Below are 23461 nucleotides of genomic sequence, written 5' to 3' on the forward strand. Positions count from 1 at the left end.
AAATAAAAAAAAGACCACTTCTTTCAATTGCTACTGAAAAAAGTGTCTTTGATTTATTCTTGTCAGATTAATGATCAAATTTTGTCAAATAACTCTGCCACATTTTAGTTTGAGGGCCCGGAAATACATATTGATCAAAGTCAGAAGGCATCACCCAATAACAGTTTTCAGGAATATCAATAAATTCCTCTGCTCGTAATTGTCCATAATAAACAGCGATGAACCATTTTAAGTGACTGAAAATATGCTGAACTTCAGCAAAGGGTGCTTCCATTAAAGTTGGCTTAATTTTGTAGTTCTTTTCCAGTTCAGCCATGACTTTTTTTACCACTTGTTCTGTTTGCTCTTCGTCGTCTATCTGAGTCAATGTTCCGTGTGCAATTCCCGTCTCTTGAATCACTATTTCTTCCTCAATCATTGGAAAAGTCCACATATTAGCCAGCAAGCCATTTTCAGGGCGCTTTTCTAGTAAAAAAGCACCACTTGAATTTTTAATAATCGCTCCTATATAATAAACCGGTTTTGCTTTCTTCTTTTTACTTTTTACCGGGTATTTCTCCCATGTGCCATTTTGATAAGACTGATTAAATTCTTTGACAGGGCTTAGTTCCGGATGATAATTTTTAGGCGTACAGATACTTGAACCCAGATCCATAAACGCTTGATTAAAGTCTCCTGGTTTATAGGGGTCAATCAATTCTCGCATGATAGCCTCAAAAATTTTGCGATTGCCCGGCTTAGCAATATCCGCATCAATTTCAAACAACCGGCTCAACACACGCATTACATTCCCATCTACAGCTGGTTCAGGAAGTCCAAAAGCCATACTTGAAATCGCACCAGTTGTATACGGTCCTATTCCTTTAAGTTTGCTGATTTCTTTAGGATCTGTTGGCATTTCTCCATTGTAATCGTTCATAATTTGCTGAGCTGCAAATTGCAGATTGCGAACTCGTGAGTAATACCCCAATCCTTCCCAAGCTTTTAACAATATATCTTCATGTGCTTGTGCTAATGCTTCTATCGTGGGGAAAGTATTCATAAAATTTAAATAATACGGAATAACGGTATCTACTCTTGTTTGCTGCAACATAATTTCAGAGACCCAAATACGATACGGATCATTATTTTTTCTCCATGGTAGATCCCGCTTTTCTAAATCATACCAACTTAAAAGAGTTTCTCTGAATCGATCGATTTTTTCTTGAGACCACATAGGAATACCATAAATATCATTTTTGTTCGCTGCATCTAAATTTGATTCACTTAATGTCATTCTTCCTCTTCTTCCATTTCTTTTTCGTTGATGTATTGCGTAATTAAATCGCCAGAAAATCCTTTTTGAAATAATCCGCTTTTAACTTTTTGAATTTTTTTAGCTCCGGTTAACTTCGTTTGCTTGCGCCAAATTTTATCACCTTGTGTTTTTAATGCTTCGTACTCATCATCTACTTCTTTTTCTGTATTAATTTCTTCCAATACTTGTGTGATAACATCAGACTGAAATCCCTTTTGCATTAAGTTTTGACGAATTTTGTTGTTAGTCTCTCTGGATGAATGTTGCGAAGAACGGCGCATAACTTTTTCTGCTAAGGCAACACCATTTTCAACCATCTGATCGAACGGATATTGTTCCATTGCTTCTTCAATCGTTTCATCTTTAACTCCACGTTTTTTCAACTCTCTTTTTATCACGTAAGGCCCCTTTCCGCTAACATTTGCAGCGGTTCTTGTGTAACTTTCAGCATACATTAAATCGTTTAAGTAACCTTGTTCTTTTAATTGTTCAACAACTTGATCAGCAGTTTCACTAGTAAATTCATGAGCGATTAAATCATCTTTTACTTCTTTTATTGAACGCAAAGAATAGTTCAAATAAACAAGCGCTCTCGTATAAGCTTTGCGGTAACCATCTTCTATCTCTAATTCTTGACGAAAGGTTTTTGAAATCTCCATTCCTTTATGCAAAATGTGCTTAATTAAAATAGTTTCATCAACAGGAAAAGCATATTCTCCATCTAAATAAATATTGTAGCGACCTTTTCGTTTCTGCGCTTCAATTTTTGTGATTTTAGGTAATGCAGATGTCGAAGAGTCCTTATCTCCACTATTGAGTTTATAAATCATAGCTTCACCCTCCTACTTCAGTTCCATTATTATAACATAAAACAACAACAAACACACGTTCGGAAATCCAGCATTACATAAGTAGGTGCATAACAAAAGCGGCACTGACCTAAGTCGGAGCCGCTTCTTTTTTTATTTTTTAATTTGGAAAATCTCTTTTTGGATCATTTCTTGGCTGGCCAGATAATGTGCTGCCATCAAAATTAGGTAAATCTAACTCTTCTTGGTTTTGTGAACTTGGCCCAGATGGTTCATCTTTTGGTACTGAACCTGTTGGAGGCCTTCCTTGTAATGGGTTGTCATTAGGATCGTACTCTTGATGATTTAATGGATCAATAGGAGGAGTCACCACGTCTCTAGTATCGTCCCTTCGATCTTGATCTTTACTAAATGCACCATTCGTTGATTCGTTATCTTGATTATCTTGTAATCTAGGTTTGTTCTCTTGTCTAATCGAATCTGCCATAACATCATCCTCCTCGATTGTTTCAGGAACTGTGGTGTCGGTTAAATCAGTTTTCACACTGCTGCTTTCATCAAATTCATCTTGTTCTGTGAACTGATTCGTTAACGGAACTTCTGCATTGTTTAAATAGTCATTTCCATCATTTGCATAACTCACTTCATCGGTCGGTTGTGAAGCATTCCTGACTTCTCGCACACCTTGCCCTGCCTGACCAACAGTTCTAGAAGTTTCTTTAGTTAAATTGGTTTTTGTATTTGCTACTTTATCCGCAAGTACAATGAATTCACCTTTTTCCAAAGACGTATTGTATTGTTCTGCACTAGCTTCGTCTACACCAAAATTTTCTAACGCTGAATCCTCATCTGAATCAGCAAATGACTGTTTAAATTTATTCCAGAAAGATTCTTTTTCTTCCACTGAAACTTTATCGATTTCTACACCTGTCTGACCTTGAATCGTTGCAGGATTTTGATTAGTCGTTACAATTTTAATACTGTCTGTTGAATGGCCTTCTGCAATCAATTGCTCTACACAAGCCGTTGTTTCTTGTACATTTGAAAATGAACCAATAACTACTTTATTCATCCTTTACACGCTCCTCTTCTTTGTATCCTCTTTACGGTTTAGCTAAACAAATTGCTAAACAATCAAGAGGACTAAAATCAAACATTTCATTTCTATAATTAACTGTACCAAATGAAAAACGTGATTTCAAAATAGACGACTTGTCATTAGATTAAAAGTGCATTTAGTTGTAATTCTTTAAAAATCAAGAAACTATTTTAGCCGTTTATGACCACTCCACCATTAACATGTAACACTTGACCAGAAACATAACTAGAGTCTGTGCTTGCTAAATAGACATACGTCGGTGCTAATTCAAAAGCTTGACCAGCTCTTTCTATTGCTCCGCCTTTACCCCAGTCCTTTAATTGTTCTTCTGTAAAAGTAGCTGGTATAAGCGGAGTCCATATTGGACCCGGAGCCACACCATTTACGCGAATCTTTTTATCAATCACTTCACTATTTTGAGAAAGTGATCTTGTAAAAGCCGTAATGGCACCTTTAGTAGCTGAGTAATCTAACAAGTGCTCACTCCCACGATAAGCTGTAATCGATGTTGTATTAATAATTGATGCCCCTTCTGATAAATGAGGCATCGCAGCTTTCACAAAGTAAAATTGACTAAAGATATTGGTTCTAAATGTTCGATCCAATTGTTCTGCGGTTATATCACCAATTTTCTCTTGGACATGCTGCTCACCGGCATTATTGACTAAAATGTCTAGGTGGCCCCATTCCTCGATTACTTTTGACACTACCTCTTTAGCATAAGACTCTTGTCCTACATCACCTTTAAATACTAAAGCTTTTTGACCAATTTTTTCAATTCGATTTTTTGTATAGGTTGCATCATCTTCTGACTCTAGATAGCCAATAGCAACATCTGCGCCTTCTTTTGCAAATGCAATCGCTACAGCTTGTCCGATTCCACTATCTCCGCCAGTAATGATAGCTGTCTTACCTTTAAGTTTACCTGCTGCTTTGTAATTTGGATCTTCGGTTTGTGGCTCTGGATTAATATTTTTGCTGTCATCATTAATCAAATAATTTTTCTTTGGTTTTTGAGTTTCTTTATCAGAATTTGTCATTTCTCATTCCTCCTAAATTTTCTCTACAAATTAAGCATAGCAACTTAGGAAAATGAATACAAATATGAAGACTTGTCCAAAAGAAAATTCTTTTGAAACACCAACACCATTTATCATACACCCTTTAATAGCGTGAACTGTAAAACGTTTATACAAAAAAGGATCAAGATTTTTACGTCTCGATCCTTTTTTGTATAATTTTTTGAAACATTAACGCTACTTGTTATTTATCTTCGTCATCTTTTCGAATCGTTTTTCCGCCAGCTTCTTCGTAACTATTACTATAATACGCATCACTTTCGGGTTGTGTTGAGTTCAGTTCAGGCTTAGATTCTGATGTTTTTTCAATTCCCTTGCTGTGAGAAGAATCTCCTCCATCCACAACACCTTTACTGATATTGTCAGGATATACATGACCTTCATTTTCTGATGACAGTATCTTGTCATCTTGTTTTTGATTCGTCGTAATCGGACTAATAGACACATCTGAATTTGAACTTTGTTTATCTGGAGCTGTTACAGGATTTCCTTCGATATCTTCTCTAGACGATTGTGCTTTAGAAGGATCGAATTGTTCTCCCTCTCCAGGTATAGCATCCGTTTTTTCTTTTGTAGGAGCTTTAACTGGATCTTTCGCTACTTGTTCAGCGTGACCATTTAGTACTTCTTCATTTACTTGAGACAACTGTTGTGTTTTTGATGGACCAGCACTATTGACTAGAATAACAATCTCTCCGCTTTCTAAAGCTTCTGTATAATGTTCGCCAATATCTTCTTCCACACCATATTCTTCAAAAGGATTAGAAACTTCATCCGAATTGTATCGCCCAAAACTGAAAGATTCCTTTAATTTTTCCCAAAGAGACAATCCTTCAGTAGGATTTACAGCATCAACCTCTACCAGGGTCAAATCTTCTAATTCTTTTTCATGTTTTTCATTGGTCACAATAATAATTTCATCTGAAGCATATCCTTCATTAATGAGTCTTTCTACTGCACTTACCGTTTCTTCTTTTGATGTATATGTTCCTTCAACTCTTCTATCCATTTGAACTCACACTCCATTTCGTATAGTAACGCTGAATAGTTTTACATTTTGCTACGTAGTGACAATTTTCACTTTGTTTAGTCACCCTTAATTTATAATCATGATAGCAAAAAATCATATCACTAGCAAAGAAGATGCCTTTACTAGAGGCATGATTTAAATTTAAACTACTAAGTATGATTCAAAATCTTAATCATTCTCATACAATTCCTTTTGCTTCGTAGTATCCAACGTGATAATGATTTCATCTTTCTGTTCTTCTAAGTAAACTTTGTTGCTAATAAATTCAGCAACTTTAACAACGACTTTCTGACTATAAAAATCCACAGCTAACGCTACTAGTTTTGCTTCCTTTAACTGATATTTATTCATAAAATGTGTCAACACAAAGCTATATTGAACGTTATCTCCATTTATCAAATCATTTTTTATTAAATCCAATATTTGCAAATACCGATAATTTTCACGGGTCACCGTTGTTGAAGGGTTGACCAACTTAAACTCCATGTCTGTTGTTTCAATATTGCCATTTCTTTTTGCATTGGTTGCAATAATTATTTTGTGCGGAGACTTTTCGATAAGCCCTAATTTATGTAAAAAAGCTGCTCCTGTAAGATATCCAAATACATTCCCTCTTTTATCTTCTATGTAAGTTCTCCTAATCAGTTCAATACTGTCAATTCCAGTTTCTTCTCCTTGGTCAATATCATCCCGATAATAGATTCCAGTTCCAAAACGTTTTAAATAGTTCCCATCTTTTACCATTCTCATTAAAATAACATTCACATTTTTTCTTATTTGTTGACTCATTTTTTGATCATCAGCAAATTGTTCTATGTAATGCATAATATCTGAAATAAAAATTGGACTCCCAATAGTCTGATTCAAGATATATGTTTGGACAAGTTTCGTTAAATTCATGTTACCCTCCTTATTCGTCTGGCTTAAAAGTGTTTTAGTAGTCTAGTATAATTAAAAAACGCTATTTATTTTTAAGTTTATAAAATTAAAAACTGTTTCGCAAGTAAAAGCATTCCCTTTTGATAATTCACTTATTATCCATCAAATCAAAGGATTTGTAAACGCTTAAATCGTTTTTTCTAAATTAGAAAACGATTGTTTTTCTGTCGAAATTTTGTTTAGTATACTACTTTCTATAAACAGAAGAAATAGCTTAATTCTTTACTAAGTAACACACTCTTCTTTCAAAACGTTATTAAGGATGTAAGATGTCATGACAAAAACTTACACAACAACTTATTTTATAAGGAGGAAAAGATTATGCAAAAAGAATGGACAAAAGGGGCAATTGAAGTACATTTTGAGGATGCTGCAAATGAAAAAACAGTAAAACGCAGCTATTCTAACACGGTCAACTCTGTTACAGATGAACAAGTGGAAGGATTTTCTGCAGCTTTAGAATCTTTAACAAGTCTGCCTTATGTACAGTCAGTCATGGTTGAAGAATACACATTTACACGCTAAATAATAGAAAGAACAGTCACTTAAATCAGGTTACCCACTAAGGAGGAAATAAAAATGGCAAAATCATTGGAATTAAGATTCGTAACTAGTTTAGGAAAGTCAAAAACACTGAGTGTAAAAGATCCTATTCTTAATTTAACTACAGAAAAAGCTCAGCAAGCAATGAATTCAATTATCTCATTAAACATGTTTCAAATTGAAGGCGCAAATCCTTACGCTACTGTAGCAGGAGCTCGCTATGTCGAACGCGTAGTAAATGATATCTTTGAAGTAGAATAACAACACATTATGGTGAAGCACTATCAAGTCTAGTTTAATTAGCTCTTCATCAAATAGTGTTGATAGAACAACTCAAAATTTCTTCTGGAATAGACGGTTTTGCTTGTGGAGAGCCATGGGAACGTCTGAAGATGCTCTATTCTAGAACGTGTTTCAAAAAGCAGACCTGACGTCCACTTCACAAATAATGCTCGATGGTCGGTGACCATACTGCGCTTATTCGCTCCAGTGATTCAGGTCTAAACGCTTTTAGCCACACTCCCAATGAAGCGCTAACGCTTTATAATTCACATTGAATCCAATGCATGGCTACAAGCAAACCTATTCCTCCAGAAATATGCTGTAACCAATTTAACTAAGCTATCAACACTCAAAAATATAGAGGCGTTTAATTGATTATTTGAAAAGGGTGGGACAGTAGTCTCGCCCTTTTTGATGATTATAGGAGGAATAAAAATGACTTATATCATTGAACAACAGCTTTTAACAATCACTCAGAAAAACTTAATTAGTAAAAGTTTTGTTATTGCCCATGAATCGGGGAACGCAAACAATACAGGAGCACTTTCTCTAGAAAATGAAATTGCTTATATGAAACGAATGGCACAGAAAAATGGTGCCTTCACAAGTCATTGGGTTGGTGGAGGTGGAAGAATCGTCCAGATCGCTCAAACAGGAAAAGTACAATATGGCGCTGGAAAAAATGCCAATCCTCATGCATATGCTCAAGTAGAATTAGCACGCACATCGAATCCAGCTTTATTTAAAAAAGACTATTTAGCTTATGTATGGTTATTAAAAAAACTTGCTGTGGAAGCCGGAATCCTTACTTCATTAAATACGGGTACGACTCTTGCATCAAAAGGCATTAAAACGCATCATTGGATTTCCAACAATATAGGTGGTACTAATCATTCCGATCCCGATGCTTATCTAATGCAACACGGTATTTCTCTTACACAATTTGCTCATGACTTATCCTCAACTACTCAAAAGGATTTTTTATCGCCATCTTCACCTACAAAACCAAATCATTTGTACCATATTGTAGTGAAAGGCGATTCTTTATGGAGCATAGCTAAAAAGTACCATACTACTATTACTTGGTTGAAAACAATCAATCTCCTATCTTCTGAAACTATCTTAGTCGGTCAAAAATTAATCATTTCAACAAATTCTTCAAATCCAGCTCCCCTTTCCCAATTTGCGATTATAAAGACTATTCAAAAAACTCTTGGTATCAAACAAGACGGTCTTTTTGGCCCAGTGACCAAACAAAGCTTAATCCGCCTTGTTCAAAAAACAATTGGTTCCAAACCAGATGGCTATTGGGGGCCTGAATCTGCTTCAAAAATGAGAATTTTAAAAACTGGACTTTCAGGCTGGGATGTTTATGTAGTTCAAGCTTTCTTAACAGGTAACTATCAGTTAAACCTAGGAACGCCCGATAACCACTATGGCCCAAAAACAACAGCGGCCGTCAGACAGTTCCAACATAATTTTGGCCTTTTAGCTGATGGCATCACTGGACCAAAAACATGTCAGAAATTATTTAGTTGAATCAGTTCCATCCTCCATCATTCTAAAATTACCTGAACAGTTCCTTTAATATATGGTATACTAACATACGCAAAAGAATGAAGAAGACATCGGTCTTTGATAGGAGTGTGACCGTTATATGAAGGGAGACAACAAAGCTGTGATTGTTTTAGCTGGTATGATTGGTGCTGGTAAAAGTACCTACACAAAATTCATTTCAGAAGCATTAGGAAGCGAGGCTTTCTATGAAAGTGTGGATGATAATCGGATTTTGGAAAATTTTTATGAAAATCCTGAAAGATGGGCTTTCTCATTACAAATTTATTTTTTAAATACTCGTTTTAGAAGCATTAAAGCTGCCTTCAAACATGAAAATAATGTATTAGATCGTTCGATTTACGAAGATGCCTTGTTTACTCGAATCAATTATGAAGAAGGAAATATGAGCGATGCTGAGATGGAAACCTATTTAGATTTATTGGATAACATGATGGAAGAACTAGACAGTATGCCTAAAAAATCTCCTGATCTACTCATTTACTTACGCGGTTCTTTGGATACTGTTTTGAATAGAATTGAAAAACGTGGTCGTTCATTTGAGCAAATTGAAGACAATAGTGGTCTGCTAGACTATTATACTCATCTTCATAGTCAATACGATAGTTGGTTTAACGCTTACGATAAAAGTGCTACTCTGATAATTGATATTAATCAGTATGATTTAGAAAAGTTAGAAGATGCTGAAAAAGTTCTCAATATGGTCACAGAAAAATTAGAAGCGGTTAGAAATGAACATTCCGTTGGATAAAAAAACAATTGAGCATATTTTGCTCAATTGTTTTTTTGTTTAATAAATGATAGTTGTGTTGTAAAAGAAATTACTTCTGGAATAAACGGATTTGCTTGTATAGAGCCATGGTACCACCTCCTAAAAGTTAGAGTTCTTATTATTCAGCTGTTTTGCAGACTTGAGCTTGAGTTCACGATTTGACTATACTTAAGCCAACCAATTTTTCTCTTGAACGCACTCGATTGTATTATTCAATATATTCTTCGTTTCTTGAATTTTTCTTAAATTATTCCTACACTTTTTGTATTCGCTTACAACATAGTAGTGTAGTGATATTGTCCATCACCAAACTGATATAGACCAATATACCACTTTCCAAAATTGTGTTGACTTTATTTTTTTAATCCTTTACTATTAACCTGCTTGACAGATTAGTATTTTTTTTAGTGTATATACCAATTAAATATTACGTATTAAAAATTACAATTATACGTACTTTATCACAAAAAGACCAAGAAGTTAATTTCAATATGAATCTCTTTATTATAGAAAAGAAAGTAGGAATTTAAAAATGTGTGGAATCGTAGGATATATCGGAAGACAAGATGCAAAAGATATTTTATTACAAGGACTTGAAATGTTAGAATACCGTGGTTACGACTCAGCTGGTATTTACGTAATGGATGAACAAGACAACGGACATTTATTTAAAGAAAAAGGACGTATTGCTGCTTTAAGAGAAAAAGTAGACCATAATGTTCCTGCAAAAACCGGTATTGGGCATACTCGTTGGGCAACTCATGGTGTACCAAGTGTTGAAAATGCTCATCCTCACCAATCAAATAGTGGTCGTTTTAATCTTGTTCATAATGGAGTAATTGAAAATTACAAAGCAGTAAGAGATGCTTTCCTTACAGAAACAATGTTGCATAGTGATACAGATACTGAAATCATCGTTCAATTGATTGCATGGTATGTTGAAGAAGAAGGCTTAGAAACAATCGATGCCTTCAAAAAAGCAATCGTAGCTTTAAAAGGGTCTTATGCTTTAGCTTTGATCGATAATGAAAATCCTGATGTTGTTTATGCAGCAAAAAATAAAAGTCCTCTTTTATTAGGTAGAGGTGACGGCTTTAATGTTATTTGTAGCGATGCCATGGCAATGATTCAAGAAACGAATCAATTTGTCGAACTGATGGATGGTGAAATTGCTACATTAACAGTAGATGACATCAAAATCGAGACATTATCTGGTGACGTGATCACTCGTGCTTCATATACTGCACTATTAGACGCAAATGATTTAAGTAAAGGTACTTACCCTCACTACATGGCAAAAGAAATTGATGAACAGCCTGCAGTTATGCGTAAAATTGTCCAAAATTATCAAAATGAGAATGGTGAATTAGAAATTGATTCAGCTATTCTTGAAGAAATGACAGCAAGTGACCGCATCTACATCATCGCTTGTGGTACAAGTAACAATGCGGGTTGGGTTGGCAAACAAATTATTGAAAACTTGGCAAATATTCCTACAGAAGTTCACTTATCTAGTGAATTTGGTTACAACATGCCTTTATTGACTGAAAAACCATTCTTCATTTTCTTGTCTCAAAGTGGCGAAACAGCCGACAGTCGTCAAGTATTGGTAAAAATTAATGATTTGAACTTCCCTTCTTTAACATTAACAAATGTACCAGGTTCTACTCTTTCTAGAGAAGCAAAATATACTTTATTATTACATGCTGGTCCAGAAATCGCTGTAGCTTCAACAAAAGCTTATACAGCTCAAATCGCTGTTCTTGCCATTCTCGGAGAGCTTGCTGGCCGCAAAAAAGGATTAGAACTAGATGTAGATATGGCACATGAACTCGGTATCGCTGCTACAGCAATCGAATCGATTATCGATGAAAAAGAAGTTTTCGAACAATTATCTGTTACTCATTTAAGTATCAGTCGTAACGCATTTTATATTGGACGCAGCATTGATTACTACGTTGTTATGGAAGCTGCTCTTAAATTAAAAGAAGTTTCTTACGTACAAACAGAAGGCTTTGCAGCTGGTGAATTGAAACACGGAACTATTGCATTGATTGAAGAAGGTACGCCTGTTATTTCAATTATTACGGATGAAGCAACTGCTGGACACACACGTGGTAATGCACAAGAAGTTATTTCTCGTGGCGCTCATAGCATGATTATCGCTATGGATGGTCTAGATCAATCAGGCGATGCATACGTATTGCCAAAAGTGCACAACTTGTTAACTCCATTAGTTAGTGTTATTCCAACGCAACTAATTGCTTACTACACAAGCTTACACCGTGGTAACGACGTTGATAAACCAAGAAACTTAGCTAAAAGCGTAACTGTTGAGTAAATCTATAAATTTTGGCTCTATACTTTTTAGTGTTGATAGCTTAATTAAATAAATTGCACGAAATTTCTCAAGCAATTCTGTCTATTCCAGAAGAAATTTTGGTTTGCTCTATCAACACCATTTTGACGAAGAATCTAAATTTTATTCTTAATTAGTCTAAAACCCCGGTAATTCTGAATTTCACTTTCAGAATCACCGGGGTTTTATCTCTACTTGTCGTTTAATTCGGTTCTATCCATACACAACCTATTGTTTGTGAAGCTGGCAAAATTGCCGTATATCTTCCATGATTATCGTATGCTTTAAAAAATAATTTCCCTTCTTGATTGTAACCATATGCATAAACCACTACCCAATGATTTTTATAAGGACTACCAAATAAAGTTGCCGTACCCACTGCTACTGGAATCGGATTCTTCCTATTTAATAGTGAAATGACTTTACGCTCAGGAACAAAATGTATTTTAACAGAAAAATCGGCGTTATCTTTTAATACCCAATCCAATCCGTGCCAAACATCCCAAGGAAAGGTTCCTTTATATGGAAAGGTATCGTCAATAACTGTCTTTAATCCAGTAATCAATTTCTCTTTTTCTAAATCAATCCCATAACTTTGGTTGAAAACATCGTGCAAAATCACGGCTGCAACATATGTTCCACATATCCCAGGTTTAACAGCATTTATCCATGTTTTGTATTTTCGGAAACGCGCTGGACTAAGCCCAACCCAATTGCTCGGAAAAGCGTTCTTTAGTTTTTCTGACATTTTAATCCCCCTTGTCTTGTTAACCATTTCTCCTTACCGTAATTTAAATACAAAAAAGCTTGTAAGTAAAGGAAATCCTTTACTTACAAGCTTTTAATTTGTCGACTTACATGTGGATTGGTAATCCTAATGCTAGTTCAGCTGTATCCATTACTGATTCTGCAAGTGACGGATGAGCATGGATGGTTAATGAAATATCTTCAGCAACCATACCTAACTCAATCGCCAATGCTAATTCAGCAATAACGTCTCCCGCGCTTACTCCAATAACTTGAGCTCCTACGATTTTATTTGTTTTTTTCTCAGTAATCATACGGACAAATCCTTCAGTCGCATCTAATGATAATGCACGTCCATTACCTGCTAACGAGAATTTGCTGACTTTGTATTCTTTATTGCCTTTTACTTCATCGGCTGACATACCTACTGAAGCTATTTCAGGTTCTGTATAAGCAGCAATCGGCATCGTACTGTAGTTCACAACAACTTCTTTACCAGAAATAACTTCTGCTACAATTTTTGCGTCATGACTTGCTTTGTGCGCAAATGCTGGTCCTGGAGTAATATCTCCAATTGCATAAACGCCTTCAACACCAGTTCTCAATGATTCGTCTACATCGATTCTGCCATTTTCTAATAATTTAACGCCAACAGCTTCTAAATTCAATTTAGATGTATTTGGCACTCGACCTACAGAAACCAACACATAATCTGATTCAATCGTTTCTTCTTTGCCATTTTTTTCATAAGTGACTGTTACTACCTCATCTGTTTGTGAAGATTTAGTTATATTTACACCTTCAATAACATCTACACCTTTATCAGCGTAACTTTTCTTGACCAATTTTACCATATCTTTATCAAAGAAGTTGATAATGCTATCTTCTTTTTCAAGAATGGTTACTTTAGAGCCGAAGTTATTAAAAGCAAAAGCTAATTGAGTAGCAACATAACCACCACCTACGATTACTAACCGTTTTGGAAGCTCTTTAATGTTTAAACCGCCTGTTGTGTCCACAACACGTCCTCCAAATGGTACTTCTGAAACTGCTAATGGTGAACTACCTGTAGCAATAACAACATTTTTAAATTCAAGATTTTTAGATCCATCTTTAGTTTCAACCGTTAAGTGATTTTTATCCGTAAATACGGCTGTTCCACGAATAATTTCTACTTTGTTTTTTTTCAATAACCCTTCAACACCGCGTGTTAGCATGCTTACTACTTTTGTATCTTTCCAGTTCTGCATTTTTGTAATATCTAGCGTTACATTAGAAGTTGTGATTCCAAAAACTTCAGAATGTTGTGCATTGTGAAAATGATGTCCAGCAGTTATCAAGGCTTTAGAAGGAATACAACCGACGTTTAAACAAACCCCACCGATGTATTCTTTTTCAATAATTGTAACCTTTTGTCCTAGTTGCGCTGCTCGAATTGCTGCAACATAACCTCCTGGTCCAGCTCCAATAATAATCGTTTCTTTTTGATTAGTTGCCATGAAAGGTCAACTCCTTCTCATTTTTTACCTATCATCTTCAAAAAAAAGATAATAAATAGATTCACATCCCATTCTACTTGAAAATCCAAAATATACAAGTAAAATAGATTGAGTATGTGAAAAAAATTCAAATATAATGTATTCTCACATCTATCTCTTTGAAGGGACTGTGAAACGATACAACACTTCCAAACTAATCTAATGTTTTCTTTCTCATTTTCCAAAAATTATAATAAATCATCGTCATTTTTTTGGCCATTATACAAGACATTTTAACATCTTGGCTGTTAAGTTCATTTATAGAAAATCGATATAAATTTTGCCTCACTTCTTCGATTTGATGGTAATCTTGATTCTCTTCATTTAGAAGTTGCATCAATAATTGAATCGAATAGCTGACATAAATATCTTTTACTGTTGAAACATTAAAGTTATCTAGTTTCTTTGTTAATTCAATGACTTTCATTAGTGCTTTAGGACCAGAAAGTCTTTCTTGTGTAAGACCATTAAAGAAAGGGATATGCTTATAGGCTATATAATGGTAATGCAAGTTAGGATCATAGATAATCTTAGAGCTTTTTAAAATGCATTGTACACACATCAATAAATCTCCAAAAATATCTAATGTCGAATCAAATTCCAGCACCGGGTCAATTCTGAATAAATCAACGGAAAAAAGCTTATTGCATAAAAAACTTTTTAATCTAAAATGATCAACAATCATATTTAGAGCTGTCTCTTTAGTCCAATTAACTGTACTTGAGAGCTCCATCAATTCTTTTTCATCTTGATTTAACTCTTCTCCATAATTAGCTATAACGATATCTGCTTCATTTTTAATAATCGTTAATAGTAAATTTTCAAACATCAAACCGTCTATCCGATCGATTGGATCAACAAAACTGATATACTCACCTTTAGCTGAAAGTAATCCAGTATTCAAAGCTTCAGAATGCCCTTTTATGGTTTTATGAAGTACTTTAAACCGAGAATCTACTCGCGCAAAACGATCACATATAGCGCCACTCATATCGGTAGATCCTTCATTGATTAAAATAATTTCAATGTTTCGATAAGACTGAAATCTTAAGCTGTTTAAACAATGTTTTAAAACACTTTCTACATTATATACCGGAACAATGATGGACAACATAACTGCTCCTCCTTTCTGCACAACATTATGAATAGTCAGCCTAGTCTATGTTCCCTTCTCTAACGTATCAGATTCGAAAAAATATTATGCTGCTGCTTGATGTGTTTTAGCAAAGTAAATTAATCGTTCTTTTAATGAACCTTCGCTACACCCCTCTAATGTTTTCAAAAATGACATCACTTCTTCTAGTGAACGTCTTACAGCTTTCCCAACAAATATTTTATCGTATACTTTCTCTCCGGTATTTTCACTAGCTATCAATAATTCTTCATATAATTTCTCTCCTGGTCGAATTCCAGTTTCAACTACGGGGATTTCATCATCACTAAATCCACTCAGTTTGATTACTTTCTTAGCTAAATCAACAATTTTAACCGGTTGTCCCATATCCAAGACGAATATTTCTCCGCCTTTTGCCAAAGTTCCTGCTTGGATTACCAGACGACTAGCTTCTGGAATCGTCATAAAATAACGTGTCATTCTAAAGTCTGTTACCGTTACAGGTCCACCTGCTTTTATTTGTTCTTTAAATAACGGAACTACACTACCACGACTGCCCAATACATTTCCAAAGCGGACAGCTGCAAAATTAGTTTTCCCTTCTTCATTTAAGCTCGTTACAATCATTTCAGCAATCCGTTTTGTTGCTCCCATAACATTCGGCGGGTTAACAGCTTTGTCAGTAGAAATCATGATAAAAGTTCCTACACTAGCTGCTTTGGCTGCTTCAGCTATATTTTTTGTCCCATACACATTGTTTCTTAATGCCTCAAATGTATTTGATTCCATCATAGGAACATGTTTATGGGCAGCAGCATGATACACAACATCAGGTTTATACATTTCCATAATATCAAACATTCTTTGTCGGTTTTGAACATCTGCTATAACCGGAGTAATCTCAATCTTACCAACAAATTTTTTATTCAATTCACGATGGATTTGGTAAATTGAATTTTCACCATGTCCCAATAAAATAATTTTTTTAGGAGAAAAAGTAGCTATGATGCGACAAATCTCTGAACCAATAGAGCCGCCAGCACCACTAACTAAAATTGTTTTACCATATAGATCCTCTGAAATCTGTTTTGTATCTAACGTTACTTCGTCTCTTCCTAATAAATCGACTACATCGATTTCTCTAAAGCGGCTCACCATTAATTTCCCATTCATAACATCTTCAATCGACGGCATTAAGTTGACGGGCAGATTAATTTCGTTACAAATTTCTAAAATCTTTTCAAGTTGGTTTGGTTTCAATGAAGGAATGGCAATCGTGATTTGTTCGACACCTAATTTTTTTGTAACGATTGGGATGTCGGAAATATTCCCTAAAATAGGAATACTGTATAACCGCATACCCTGTTTTCCATCATCATCATCAACAATACCGACTACTTTTATATCTGTTGAATTTTTTTGGATACTCTTGATAAATAAATTCCCACCATCACCTGCACCAACTACTAGCGTACGAATTTTTTTAGCTTTTTGATTCTCGGGAGAAGCACTTGTTTTGTACTCATGGAAAATTCTAAAAACAATGTGTCCTCCGCTAACGAGTAATAAAGAAATGAGATAGATCAATAAAATATACCGAAAACTCATTTCTTCCAACAGCAAAATGGCAAACGTTGTTGTTAGTCCAAATGAAAGCGTAATCGAAATGAAGATAATTAACATATCTTTAATACTTGTGTAGCGATATAGGGTAGCGCATATTCCTGAGTATCCTGCTAGAATACTATACCCTCCTATTCCTAATGTAATCATAAATAAATACGACGCCATAGGAAGTGCTACATAAGGATTTAAAAAGAAATAGGCGATCACGCCGGCTAATAGGATTACGGAACTATCCAACAGTAAATAAAGCTTTTTCTTATTTAGAATTGTTCGAATCATTTTAATCACTCCTATTATTTTTCAACTCTACTAATAGTTGATTTTATTTTCTCAAGAATCTCTTAACCGACAGTATCTAGTTCTTTTTCTTTAGCATAATAACCACCATTTAAACCTTTTACTCGTTCTTTACTATTAAATACAGCTCCTAAAACATTCGCTTGTACTAAGTTCAATAACTCTTTAGCTTTTAAAATCTCACTTAAATCTGCAACTTCTTTTCGAATCACAAAAACTGTTCCGTCGGCTTTATTTCCCATTACTTGAGCATCTGTAACCACATTGACTGGTGGCATATCAAAAACAATTAAATCATACTCTTGTTTTACTGCCTCAATAAATTGAGCCATTCTTTGAGAAGCTAGTAATTCTGACGGATTCGGTGGTAAAATTCCGCTAGTCAATAAGTTTAGATTTTCTTGACTCGTTTCGTGTAAAAGGCTGCGTAGTTGTCTATTTTTAGTTGTTAGAATACTTGTCAATCCTTGTTGATTTCGCACTTTGAATAGTTTGTGAAGTGATGGGTTGCGCATATCTGCATCTACAAGCAATACCTTTTTTCCTTGGGAAGCAAAGACAACTGCTAGATTAGCAGCAATTGTAGATTTTCCTTCTCCTTGTTTTGAAGAAGTGACCATTAATGTTTTCAATTCTTTATCTATCATAGAAAATTGAATATTCGTTCTAAGTGTCCGAAACTCTTCTGAAATAATCGAAGTGGGATCGATGAGTGTAATAAGATTTTTTTCCTCATATTTTTTCTCGCTTATTCTCTTTTTAAACATACTCAATCTCCTCCTAAAGCTTTTTTAACATGATTTGATGAGACAGTAAAACCAGCTTTTTTTTCTTCACTGACTGTTTCTGATTTGGTCATTTCACTAATATTTCCTAAGTGGATCCACCCTAACTTCTCAGTAATGACTTTTTCATCGTGTACTTTCTTATCCATTGTTTCTAAAATAATAGATAAAATCATCCCTAACAGAAAGCCAACTAATAAACCAACTACTTGATTTAATGGTAAATTAGGAGAAATGGGAACAGCATTTACTTTAGCTTTTGAAAGAATGGCTACATTTTCAACATTGATAATTCCATCTATATTGTCTTGAAATGTAGCAGCCATTAGATTGGCAATCTTCGCTGCACGATTTGGATTCGTATCTATTACTTTTATTCCGAAAATTTGTGAATCATCCTGAGTAATCACATCAACCTTTTGTTGTAACTCAACATCAGACATCGTATTTCCCAATTCATTGATTACTTTGTCAATTACAACAGGATCTTCTATGATATCTCGGTAAGTATTGATCATTTGAATATTGGTTTCGATTTCTCCCAATTCTATCGATTTCGTATTCATACCTTGTCCGCTAACTAAAAGTTGCGTTGTAGAACTGTATCTAGGGGTAAGCACATAATTTGTTAAGGCTGTAGTAAGTGCGACACCCATCAAACTTAACAATAGTATTACCCACCAACGTTTCTTCAACATTTTAAATAGGTCTACCATTCCAATCGTATTCATCATCCTATATTCCTCCTAATAAATCTTGTTTTTAAAAACAACAAGGTAGGTAATCTATATTGGCCCACCAAATCATTCAGACTAGTTTTTGACTTTATATCTTTTTGACTGATATAGCTTTCCTTTTAACACCACGAATAAATCTTTTAAAAAAGGAACCTTCAAAGCCGTTGAGCAACCTGCATAAGATATGACGCCAACAACAATTTGAACCAGTGTGGTTACAAAAGTTGCATTCATACCATTCGTAGTAACGACAATCATGAGTACCATTACTGTAGCTGAAGCAACTATTCTTAAAATTAGATTTTTATCAAATGTAAACTGGGTCTTTTTGTTCAAATAGATTAAACGAAACACGGTAACAAAAGTTTCTACGATTAAACTTGTTAATACAGAACCTACAACGCCTATAATAGGAATAAGAGTAAAATTAAGCACTATACTAATTGCAGCTCCGCCAAATGTAGAAATGGCATAAATTCTTGTATTTCCACTTGGAAGTAAGTACTGATTACTGATTGCGATTCCAATCGGCATAATGATGATAACGGGAGCGATGATTGGTATAAAAATCTTTAATGCCTCAAAGTCATTACCAAAAAACCAGGGAACCAATGTTGCAGCTAATGCACTTACCCCAAAGGCTGCCGGTATAGAAATAAACAATTGAGCATGTATTAGGCTGTGTAACGTCTTGTTTATTTCATCTATCTTATTTTTTGAAAATAAATTACTCATTTTGGGAAGCATCACTAAATTAATTGTCGAAATCATGGTAATGATAATGGTGCTTAGATTAAGTGTATTTGTATAGATTCCAACGGATGTTTGACTATCCAATACACCCAAGATCGTTTTACTTAATGTGGTATAAAAGATAACCGCAATTTGTGGAAAGAAATAGGCAATCATCGGGAACAAATGTCTTATCATTTTTTTTATAGGTACAAAGTGGAATGAAATCTTTTTATAAATAAACACCCACATAACAACCTGAGAAAAAAGATTACCTAACGCTTGTAAGAGTAAATAGAGTGGTAAATCATTGTAATCTTTAATAAAAAATACTATCCCAAAAAATACAACTGTTTGAACAGCTAAGTTGCTTAAGCTAACTTTTTTAAAATCTTCTATCCCCATAAAAAACCATGAAATATCAAATAATACAGCAATAATGTGCAGCGATTGAATAATGTAATACAAGAAATCTCTGTGGAGAAAAACCAAAACGACAACTGAATACAGAATGAATGAAACAGCTGTTGTCATTAACTTTAAGCTAACTAATTCAGAAAATGTTTGATCCAGTTTTTTCTTATCTTCTCTCACCATTGCAATTTCACGATTTCCATATAAAGTGATTCCTAAACCGGATAGTAAAATAAAATACTCTGCTATTGAATTGGTAAACGAATAGATTCCAATTCCGTGTGCCCCTAATGCCTTTGAGATAATTGGAATTGTAACAATAGGCATTAAAATTTTGATCCCTTGAAACAATGATTGGTAAAACAAATTTTTCCCAACACTTGCTGTCATTTTTAAGCACCTCAATTTTATTGACTTAGTCCTATGGAATAAAGACCCCTTTCACTACTAAATAGAGGAACTAACTCAGTCTGTCTAAGTTCCCGTTATTTTTTTTAATGTACTGAATGCATAGTGGTATTTTTTGCTCATTTGTATTTTTGCTCTCATAACTCTTAAAGCAAGTGAATATTTATTTTTCTTTAATAGAAGAGTTAGTAATTTGATGTGGTATTTTTTTTCTAAACTAGAATTGGGGGAAAATAATGTTTGTTGGATTTTTGGATGATGTAAAACAGAGGATATTTGTTGTACTTTTTGGTTTTCGTTAAGAGGACAATCCTCCAAAACTAAATTATTTAGTTCTACATAAAGAGTTCTCCAATAAGCTAAACTAATTAAATCTTGGTACATTTGTTCATAGCGCCAGGTAATGATTAATTTTTCAAAATGTTCAGCAATGTTATACTCTAAAAGAAAGCGGTCTGGATGGTAACGATTAACAGCAGATCCAACTCGAGAAACATAATGGTAATAAGGGAATTGATTAAAATAAATCGCTTCTAAATTCCGGTAGACTAAATGATTGAACAAAGCATCTTGTCCTACTCGTTGATCAGTAAAACGACAGTTGTTTTCAAATAAATAAAGATGCTTGTAGAGTTTATTCCATAATATATTAGAATCTAAGTCTTGGAATGCTCTGAAATTCTTTCTGAAATCCTCTTTTGTATTCAAGACGGATAAATTGGGAAGTTGAACCGTCATTATCCTCTTTCCTCTTGCATTTATTTCTTCGACATAATACCCAAAAACAACAACATTCGCTTCGTTTTCTAAAGCAATTTTCAAATTGTCTTCAATTAATTCTGCTTCTACATAATCATCTGGATCTGTGAAGTAAATGTAGTCACCTGTTGCCCAATCAAGGCCTGCATTTCGAGCCATTCCCGAACCTGCATTCTCTTGATGGATAACTCGTATTCGACTGTCCTTTCTTTGGAACTCATCACAAATCTGACCAGAACCATCCGTCGATCCATCGTTGACTAATATTAATTCGAAATCCTTGTACGTTTGATTCAATAAACATTGAATCGATTTTTTTAATCCACCTACAACATTGTAAATTGGCATAATGACAGATACAGCAACCATAATAACTCTCCTTTCAAGATAGCATTTTTCAAACAGTTGGGTGAGTTGTTTCATCAAGAAGAGTGCTATCAAGCTCTTGATGTCGGAGATGTGTTAAAATTTTTTGAGGAATCAGTCCAACAATTAATGGTTTGAGTACATAAATCAGACCTAACGGCATAAGTTTCATTAGTTTAAAACCGTTATATCTCACCTTAGCTTCTCCAAATCTGTATTTATACACTCTCTTTTTAAATGTTGCAGAATCTTCTCGATAGTTGAGCAAAATATCTTGCATATTGTATCCCTTAAATCCAGCAGCATATAACCGCATAAACAAATCATAATCTTCTGCCCTTAGAGTCGCTTTTGAAACCGTGTAGTTTCCGATTTGGTTGAGAACCTCTTTTTTAATAATAATGGTAGGATGAATGAACTGTGATCCAAAGAGAAAATCTTTTTTTAATGGATCATTTTTTGTTTTTCGCACTCCCCAAATGCCGCCATCATTAAAAAGAAAAACTTGACTCCCAACTAAAGCATATTCTGGATGAGTTTCTAAGTAATGCATTTGTTTTTCCAGCCTATTTTTGTACGAAATATCATCTGCATCCATTCGTGCAATGTATTCGCCTTTCGAAATCTCAATACACCTGTTCAGTGAGTAGGCTAATCCTTTATTAGTTGTGTTTTGAATTAATCGTACCTTTTGAGGATAGTTCTTAACATACTCTTTTGCTACCTTTAACGTATTATCCTTCGAACCATCTTCACATAAAATAATTTCAAAAGATTCATAGGTTTGATTTAAAAGAGAATCTAGGCTTTCCTTTAACGTTTTTTCGCAGTTATAAATGCCCATTACAACGGATACTTTCATGCTAATCTACTCCTTTTTGCGACTCATTTAATGAGCGAGTGTCTTTTGTTTGAAAAACACTCATTCCTAGGACTAACCAGAAAATTCGGGCATTATTTAATGAAATAGATACAGAGGCGATTAAGAAAATAATTAAGACATCTCGAATGATTTGCCTGTTTTGACTTTCCAGCTTGCTTTCCAATAAACTTGATTCAGCATTAATCAGTGTGGAGCCAACATATATAAAGAACAAAACGGTTGATACAATACCCCATTCTGCTGAAAGTTGAAGATACGTATTATGAGCAACATTGGGGTTGTAAACAAATTGTTCAGCAATTGGAATATAATTTCCAAGTCCAATACCCATAAATGGTGCAGAGTTGATGATATGCATTGCTGTTTCCCAGACCTGTGCTCTTCCTGATCCACCATCAGAAACAGCTGAAGAAAAATCAGTAAACAATAACTCTACCCTAGAAAAGATTGGGAATCGGTTTACGATTATGGCCATTAAGTCATCCGCGTAAGTCAAAACATTTGGTACAATCGCAAACAATCCTAATATAAAAGTAATAAAACCAGCAGCTCTCAAAGGTGTTGTGCCTTTCATTTTTACAACTTTCATTACTAAAAAGTAACCACTATATAGAAAAACCAATATGACGGCTGATTTTGAACCTGAACTAATAATGGATAGAAGTATAACACCAATTGCTCCAAGTCGAATGACTGAATTTAAAGGCTTCATTCTTAAAAGAATGCTTAATGCACAACATTGGATGACGGCGAAAAAATTGGGATCATTCATAAAGCCGATCAACCGACTTTCACCAAATAACATGATTGAAGAAAAATAAGGGATTGGAACAAATGAAATCAGAATGCCAATAAAACCAATTCCAACGGCTCCTATTACAAATCCTTTTAGAAAAACAGTTGTTAATTTTAAGCGGGAAAGGTTAAAACCTATGGTGTAATAGAGGAAAACAACGAGTAGTTTCGTGTAATCAATTAGAGTAGCTAATGGATTAGCTGCAATCATATATTGATTGGGGATGATGAACAGAGAATAAAATAAAATAACAATTGAAAAGGTACTAAAAACCAGAATATGTGTGAGCGGCAGCTCTAATTCCTGCTTCATAATCAAACTGATCAATACTCCTACAACTATAAAGTCTGATAAAGATAAATTGATCCCAAATAACACATTGGATTGATTTAAAAAGAAAGACATGACGAACACCATAATTATTAAAAATGATGCATCTTGCTTTCTCTCTAAGGGTAAAGAATTCGTGGCCATA

The 23461-nt window shown here is 34.5% G+C and carries 21 protein-coding genes; 5 read left to right on the forward strand and 16 right to left on the reverse strand.

Going from position 1 to position 23461, the window contains the following annotated elements:
- Positions 1-67: 67 nt before the first annotated feature.
- The 6 genes from mutY to BLT48_RS04090 form a co-directional block, all read right to left on the reverse strand.
- Complete coding sequence (mutY, locus tag BLT48_RS04065) at positions 68-1276, reverse strand: A/G-specific adenine glycosylase (protein WP_051923394.1); 1209 nt, start codon at positions 1274-1276, stop codon at positions 68-70.
- On the reverse strand, positions 1273-2127 hold the full coding sequence (recX, locus tag BLT48_RS04070; protein ID WP_089975406.1) for a recombination regulator RecX: 855 nt from the start codon (positions 2125-2127) through the stop codon (positions 1273-1275). Before recX ends, mutY begins: the two co-directional genes overlap by 4 nt.
- Positions 2128-2266: 139 nt before the next feature.
- Positions 2267-3178 (reverse strand): general stress protein, encoded by a 912-nt coding sequence (locus BLT48_RS04075; protein ID WP_089975409.1) that lies wholly within the window; start codon positions 3176-3178, stop codon positions 2267-2269.
- Positions 3179-3375: 197 nt separating this feature from the next.
- A complete protein-coding gene (locus BLT48_RS04080; RefSeq protein WP_089975411.1) occupies positions 3376-4245 on the reverse strand; it encodes an SDR family oxidoreductase in 870 nt (289 codons plus the stop codon).
- Positions 4246-4468: 223 nt separating this feature from the next.
- A complete protein-coding gene (locus BLT48_RS04085; protein ID WP_089975414.1) occupies positions 4469-5293 on the reverse strand; it encodes a YflT domain-containing protein in 825 nt (274 codons plus the stop codon).
- Positions 5294-5482: 189 nt separating this feature from the next.
- Positions 5483-6214, reverse strand: coding sequence for a DUF6088 family protein (locus BLT48_RS04090; protein ID WP_089975417.1), 732 nt, complete (start codon positions 6212-6214; stop codon positions 5483-5485).
- Between the two features lie 360 nt (positions 6215-6574).
- Here BLT48_RS04090 and BLT48_RS04095 point away from each other — a divergent pair, with 360 nt between their 5' ends.
- From BLT48_RS04095 to glmS, 5 genes are all read left to right on the forward strand, one after another.
- Entirely contained in the window at positions 6575-6778 is a 204-nt protein-coding gene (locus BLT48_RS04095; protein ID WP_035023387.1) for a DUF1659 domain-containing protein, read from the forward strand.
- 54 nt (positions 6779-6832) lie between these two features.
- Positions 6833-7057 (forward strand): DUF2922 domain-containing protein, encoded by a 225-nt coding sequence (locus tag BLT48_RS04100; RefSeq protein WP_089975420.1) that lies wholly within the window; start codon positions 6833-6835, stop codon positions 7055-7057.
- 456 nt (positions 7058-7513) lie between these two features.
- The gene (locus BLT48_RS14300) at positions 7514-8617 is read left to right on the forward strand and encodes a peptidoglycan-binding protein (RefSeq protein WP_089975424.1); all 1104 of its coding nucleotides are present in this window, start codon (positions 7514-7516) and stop codon (positions 8615-8617) included.
- A 118-nt stretch (positions 8618-8735) separates the two neighbouring features.
- Positions 8736-9404, forward strand: a complete 669-nt coding sequence (locus BLT48_RS04110; protein WP_035023395.1) for a deoxynucleoside kinase — start codon at positions 8736-8738, stop codon at positions 9402-9404.
- A 553-nt stretch (positions 9405-9957) separates the two neighbouring features.
- Complete coding sequence (gene glmS / locus BLT48_RS04115; protein ID WP_089975428.1) at positions 9958-11766, forward strand: glutamine--fructose-6-phosphate transaminase (isomerizing); 1809 nt, start codon at positions 9958-9960, stop codon at positions 11764-11766.
- A gap of 220 nt (positions 11767-11986) precedes the next feature.
- Here glmS and BLT48_RS04120 read toward each other — a convergent pair whose 3' ends face one another.
- From BLT48_RS04120 to BLT48_RS04165, 10 genes are all read right to left on the reverse strand, one after another.
- Positions 11987-12532, reverse strand: a complete 546-nt coding sequence (locus BLT48_RS04120; RefSeq protein WP_089975430.1) for a dihydrolipoamide dehydrogenase — start codon at positions 12530-12532, stop codon at positions 11987-11989.
- A 106-nt stretch (positions 12533-12638) separates the two neighbouring features.
- Positions 12639-14030, reverse strand: a complete 1392-nt coding sequence (gene lpdA, locus BLT48_RS04125) for a dihydrolipoyl dehydrogenase (RefSeq protein ID WP_089975433.1) — start codon at positions 14028-14030, stop codon at positions 12639-12641.
- Between the two features lie 193 nt (positions 14031-14223).
- Positions 14224-15183: a glycosyltransferase family 2 protein gene (locus BLT48_RS04130; protein ID WP_176944061.1), complete on the reverse strand. Its 960-nt coding sequence runs from the start codon at positions 15181-15183 to the stop codon at positions 14224-14226.
- Positions 15184-15267: 84 nt separating this feature from the next.
- Complete coding sequence (locus BLT48_RS04135) at positions 15268-17088, reverse strand: polysaccharide biosynthesis protein (protein ID WP_089975440.1); 1821 nt, start codon at positions 17086-17088, stop codon at positions 15268-15270.
- Between the two features lie 62 nt (positions 17089-17150).
- Positions 17151-17873: a CpsD/CapB family tyrosine-protein kinase gene (locus tag BLT48_RS04140; protein ID WP_035023412.1), complete on the reverse strand. Its 723-nt coding sequence runs from the start codon at positions 17871-17873 to the stop codon at positions 17151-17153.
- Positions 17874-17875: 2 nt separating this feature from the next.
- Positions 17876-18625 (reverse strand): YveK family protein, encoded by a 750-nt coding sequence (locus tag BLT48_RS04145; RefSeq protein WP_089975444.1) that lies wholly within the window; start codon positions 18623-18625, stop codon positions 17876-17878.
- Positions 18626-18703: 78 nt separating this feature from the next.
- On the reverse strand, positions 18704-20164 hold the full coding sequence (locus tag BLT48_RS04150; protein ID WP_023178266.1) for an oligosaccharide flippase family protein: 1461 nt from the start codon (positions 20162-20164) through the stop codon (positions 18704-18706).
- Between the two features lie 84 nt (positions 20165-20248).
- The gene (locus tag BLT48_RS04155; protein WP_089975447.1) at positions 20249-21310 is read right to left on the reverse strand and encodes a glycosyltransferase family 2 protein; all 1062 of its coding nucleotides are present in this window, start codon (positions 21308-21310) and stop codon (positions 20249-20251) included.
- A gap of 28 nt (positions 21311-21338) precedes the next feature.
- On the reverse strand, positions 21339-22169 hold the full coding sequence (locus BLT48_RS04160; protein WP_023178271.1) for a glycosyltransferase family 2 protein: 831 nt from the start codon (positions 22167-22169) through the stop codon (positions 21339-21341).
- A gap of 1 nt (position 22170) precedes the next feature.
- Positions 22171-23460, reverse strand: a complete 1290-nt coding sequence (locus tag BLT48_RS04165) for an O-antigen ligase family protein (protein WP_226776634.1) — start codon at positions 23458-23460, stop codon at positions 22171-22173.
- Position 23461 lies beyond the last annotated feature (1 nt).

Origin of the sequence: Carnobacterium viridans (assembly GCF_900102725.1) — a bacterium.
Taxonomy (GTDB): domain Bacteria; phylum Bacillota; class Bacilli; order Lactobacillales; family Carnobacteriaceae; genus Carnobacterium_B; species Carnobacterium_B viridans.

What these genes read in the sequence shown, in the direction of transcription:
- BLT48_RS04130 (WP_176944061.1), bottom strand. Translation starts at nt 15,183, where the DNA reads ATGTTGTCCATCATTGTTCCGGTATATAATGTAGAAAGTGTTTTAAAA.
- BLT48_RS04140 (WP_035023412.1), bottom strand. Translation starts at nt 17,873, where the DNA reads ATGTTTAAAAAGAGAATAAGCGAGAAAAAATATGAGGAAAAAAATCTT.
- BLT48_RS04100 (WP_089975420.1), top strand. Translation starts at nt 6,833, where the DNA reads ATGGCAAAATCATTGGAATTAAGATTCGTAACTAGTTTAGGAAAGTCA.
- BLT48_RS04155 (WP_089975447.1), bottom strand. Translation starts at nt 21,310, where the DNA reads ATGGTTGCTGTATCTGTCATTATGCCAATTTACAATGTTGTAGGTGGA.
- BLT48_RS04110 (WP_035023395.1), top strand. Translation starts at nt 8,736, where the DNA reads ATGAAGGGAGACAACAAAGCTGTGATTGTTTTAGCTGGTATGATTGGT.
- BLT48_RS04165 (WP_226776634.1), bottom strand. Translation starts at nt 23,460, where the DNA reads ATGGCCACGAATTCTTTACCCTTAGAGAGAAAGCAAGATGCATCATTT.
- BLT48_RS04160 (WP_023178271.1), bottom strand. Translation starts at nt 22,169, where the DNA reads ATGAAAGTATCCGTTGTAATGGGCATTTATAACTGCGAAAAAACGTTA.
- BLT48_RS04080 (WP_089975411.1), bottom strand. Translation starts at nt 4,245, where the DNA reads ATGACAAATTCTGATAAAGAAACTCAAAAACCAAAGAAAAATTATTTG.
- mutY (WP_051923394.1), bottom strand. Translation starts at nt 1,276, where the DNA reads ATGACATTAAGTGAATCAAATTTAGATGCAGCGAACAAAAATGATATT.
- BLT48_RS04150 (WP_023178266.1), bottom strand. Translation starts at nt 20,164, where the DNA reads ATGACAGCAAGTGTTGGGAAAAATTTGTTTTACCAATCATTGTTTCAA.
- BLT48_RS14300 (WP_089975424.1), top strand. Translation starts at nt 7,514, where the DNA reads ATGACTTATATCATTGAACAACAGCTTTTAACAATCACTCAGAAAAAC.
- BLT48_RS04145 (WP_089975444.1), bottom strand. Translation starts at nt 18,625, where the DNA reads ATGATGAATACGATTGGAATGGTAGACCTATTTAAAATGTTGAAGAAA.
- BLT48_RS04095 (WP_035023387.1), top strand. Translation starts at nt 6,575, where the DNA reads ATGCAAAAAGAATGGACAAAAGGGGCAATTGAAGTACATTTTGAGGAT.
- BLT48_RS04085 (WP_089975414.1), bottom strand. Translation starts at nt 5,293, where the DNA reads ATGGATAGAAGAGTTGAAGGAACATATACATCAAAAGAAGAAACGGTA.
- BLT48_RS04120 (WP_089975430.1), bottom strand. Translation starts at nt 12,532, where the DNA reads ATGTCAGAAAAACTAAAGAACGCTTTTCCGAGCAATTGGGTTGGGCTT.
- BLT48_RS04090 (WP_089975417.1), bottom strand. Translation starts at nt 6,214, where the DNA reads ATGAATTTAACGAAACTTGTCCAAACATATATCTTGAATCAGACTATT.
- recX (WP_089975406.1), bottom strand. Translation starts at nt 2,127, where the DNA reads ATGATTTATAAACTCAATAGTGGAGATAAGGACTCTTCGACATCTGCA.
- BLT48_RS04135 (WP_089975440.1), bottom strand. Translation starts at nt 17,088, where the DNA reads ATGATTCGAACAATTCTAAATAAGAAAAAGCTTTATTTACTGTTGGAT.
- glmS (WP_089975428.1), top strand. Translation starts at nt 9,958, where the DNA reads ATGTGTGGAATCGTAGGATATATCGGAAGACAAGATGCAAAAGATATT.
- BLT48_RS04075 (WP_089975409.1), bottom strand. Translation starts at nt 3,178, where the DNA reads ATGAATAAAGTAGTTATTGGTTCATTTTCAAATGTACAAGAAACAACG.
- lpdA (WP_089975433.1), bottom strand. Translation starts at nt 14,030, where the DNA reads ATGGCAACTAATCAAAAAGAAACGATTATTATTGGAGCTGGACCAGGA.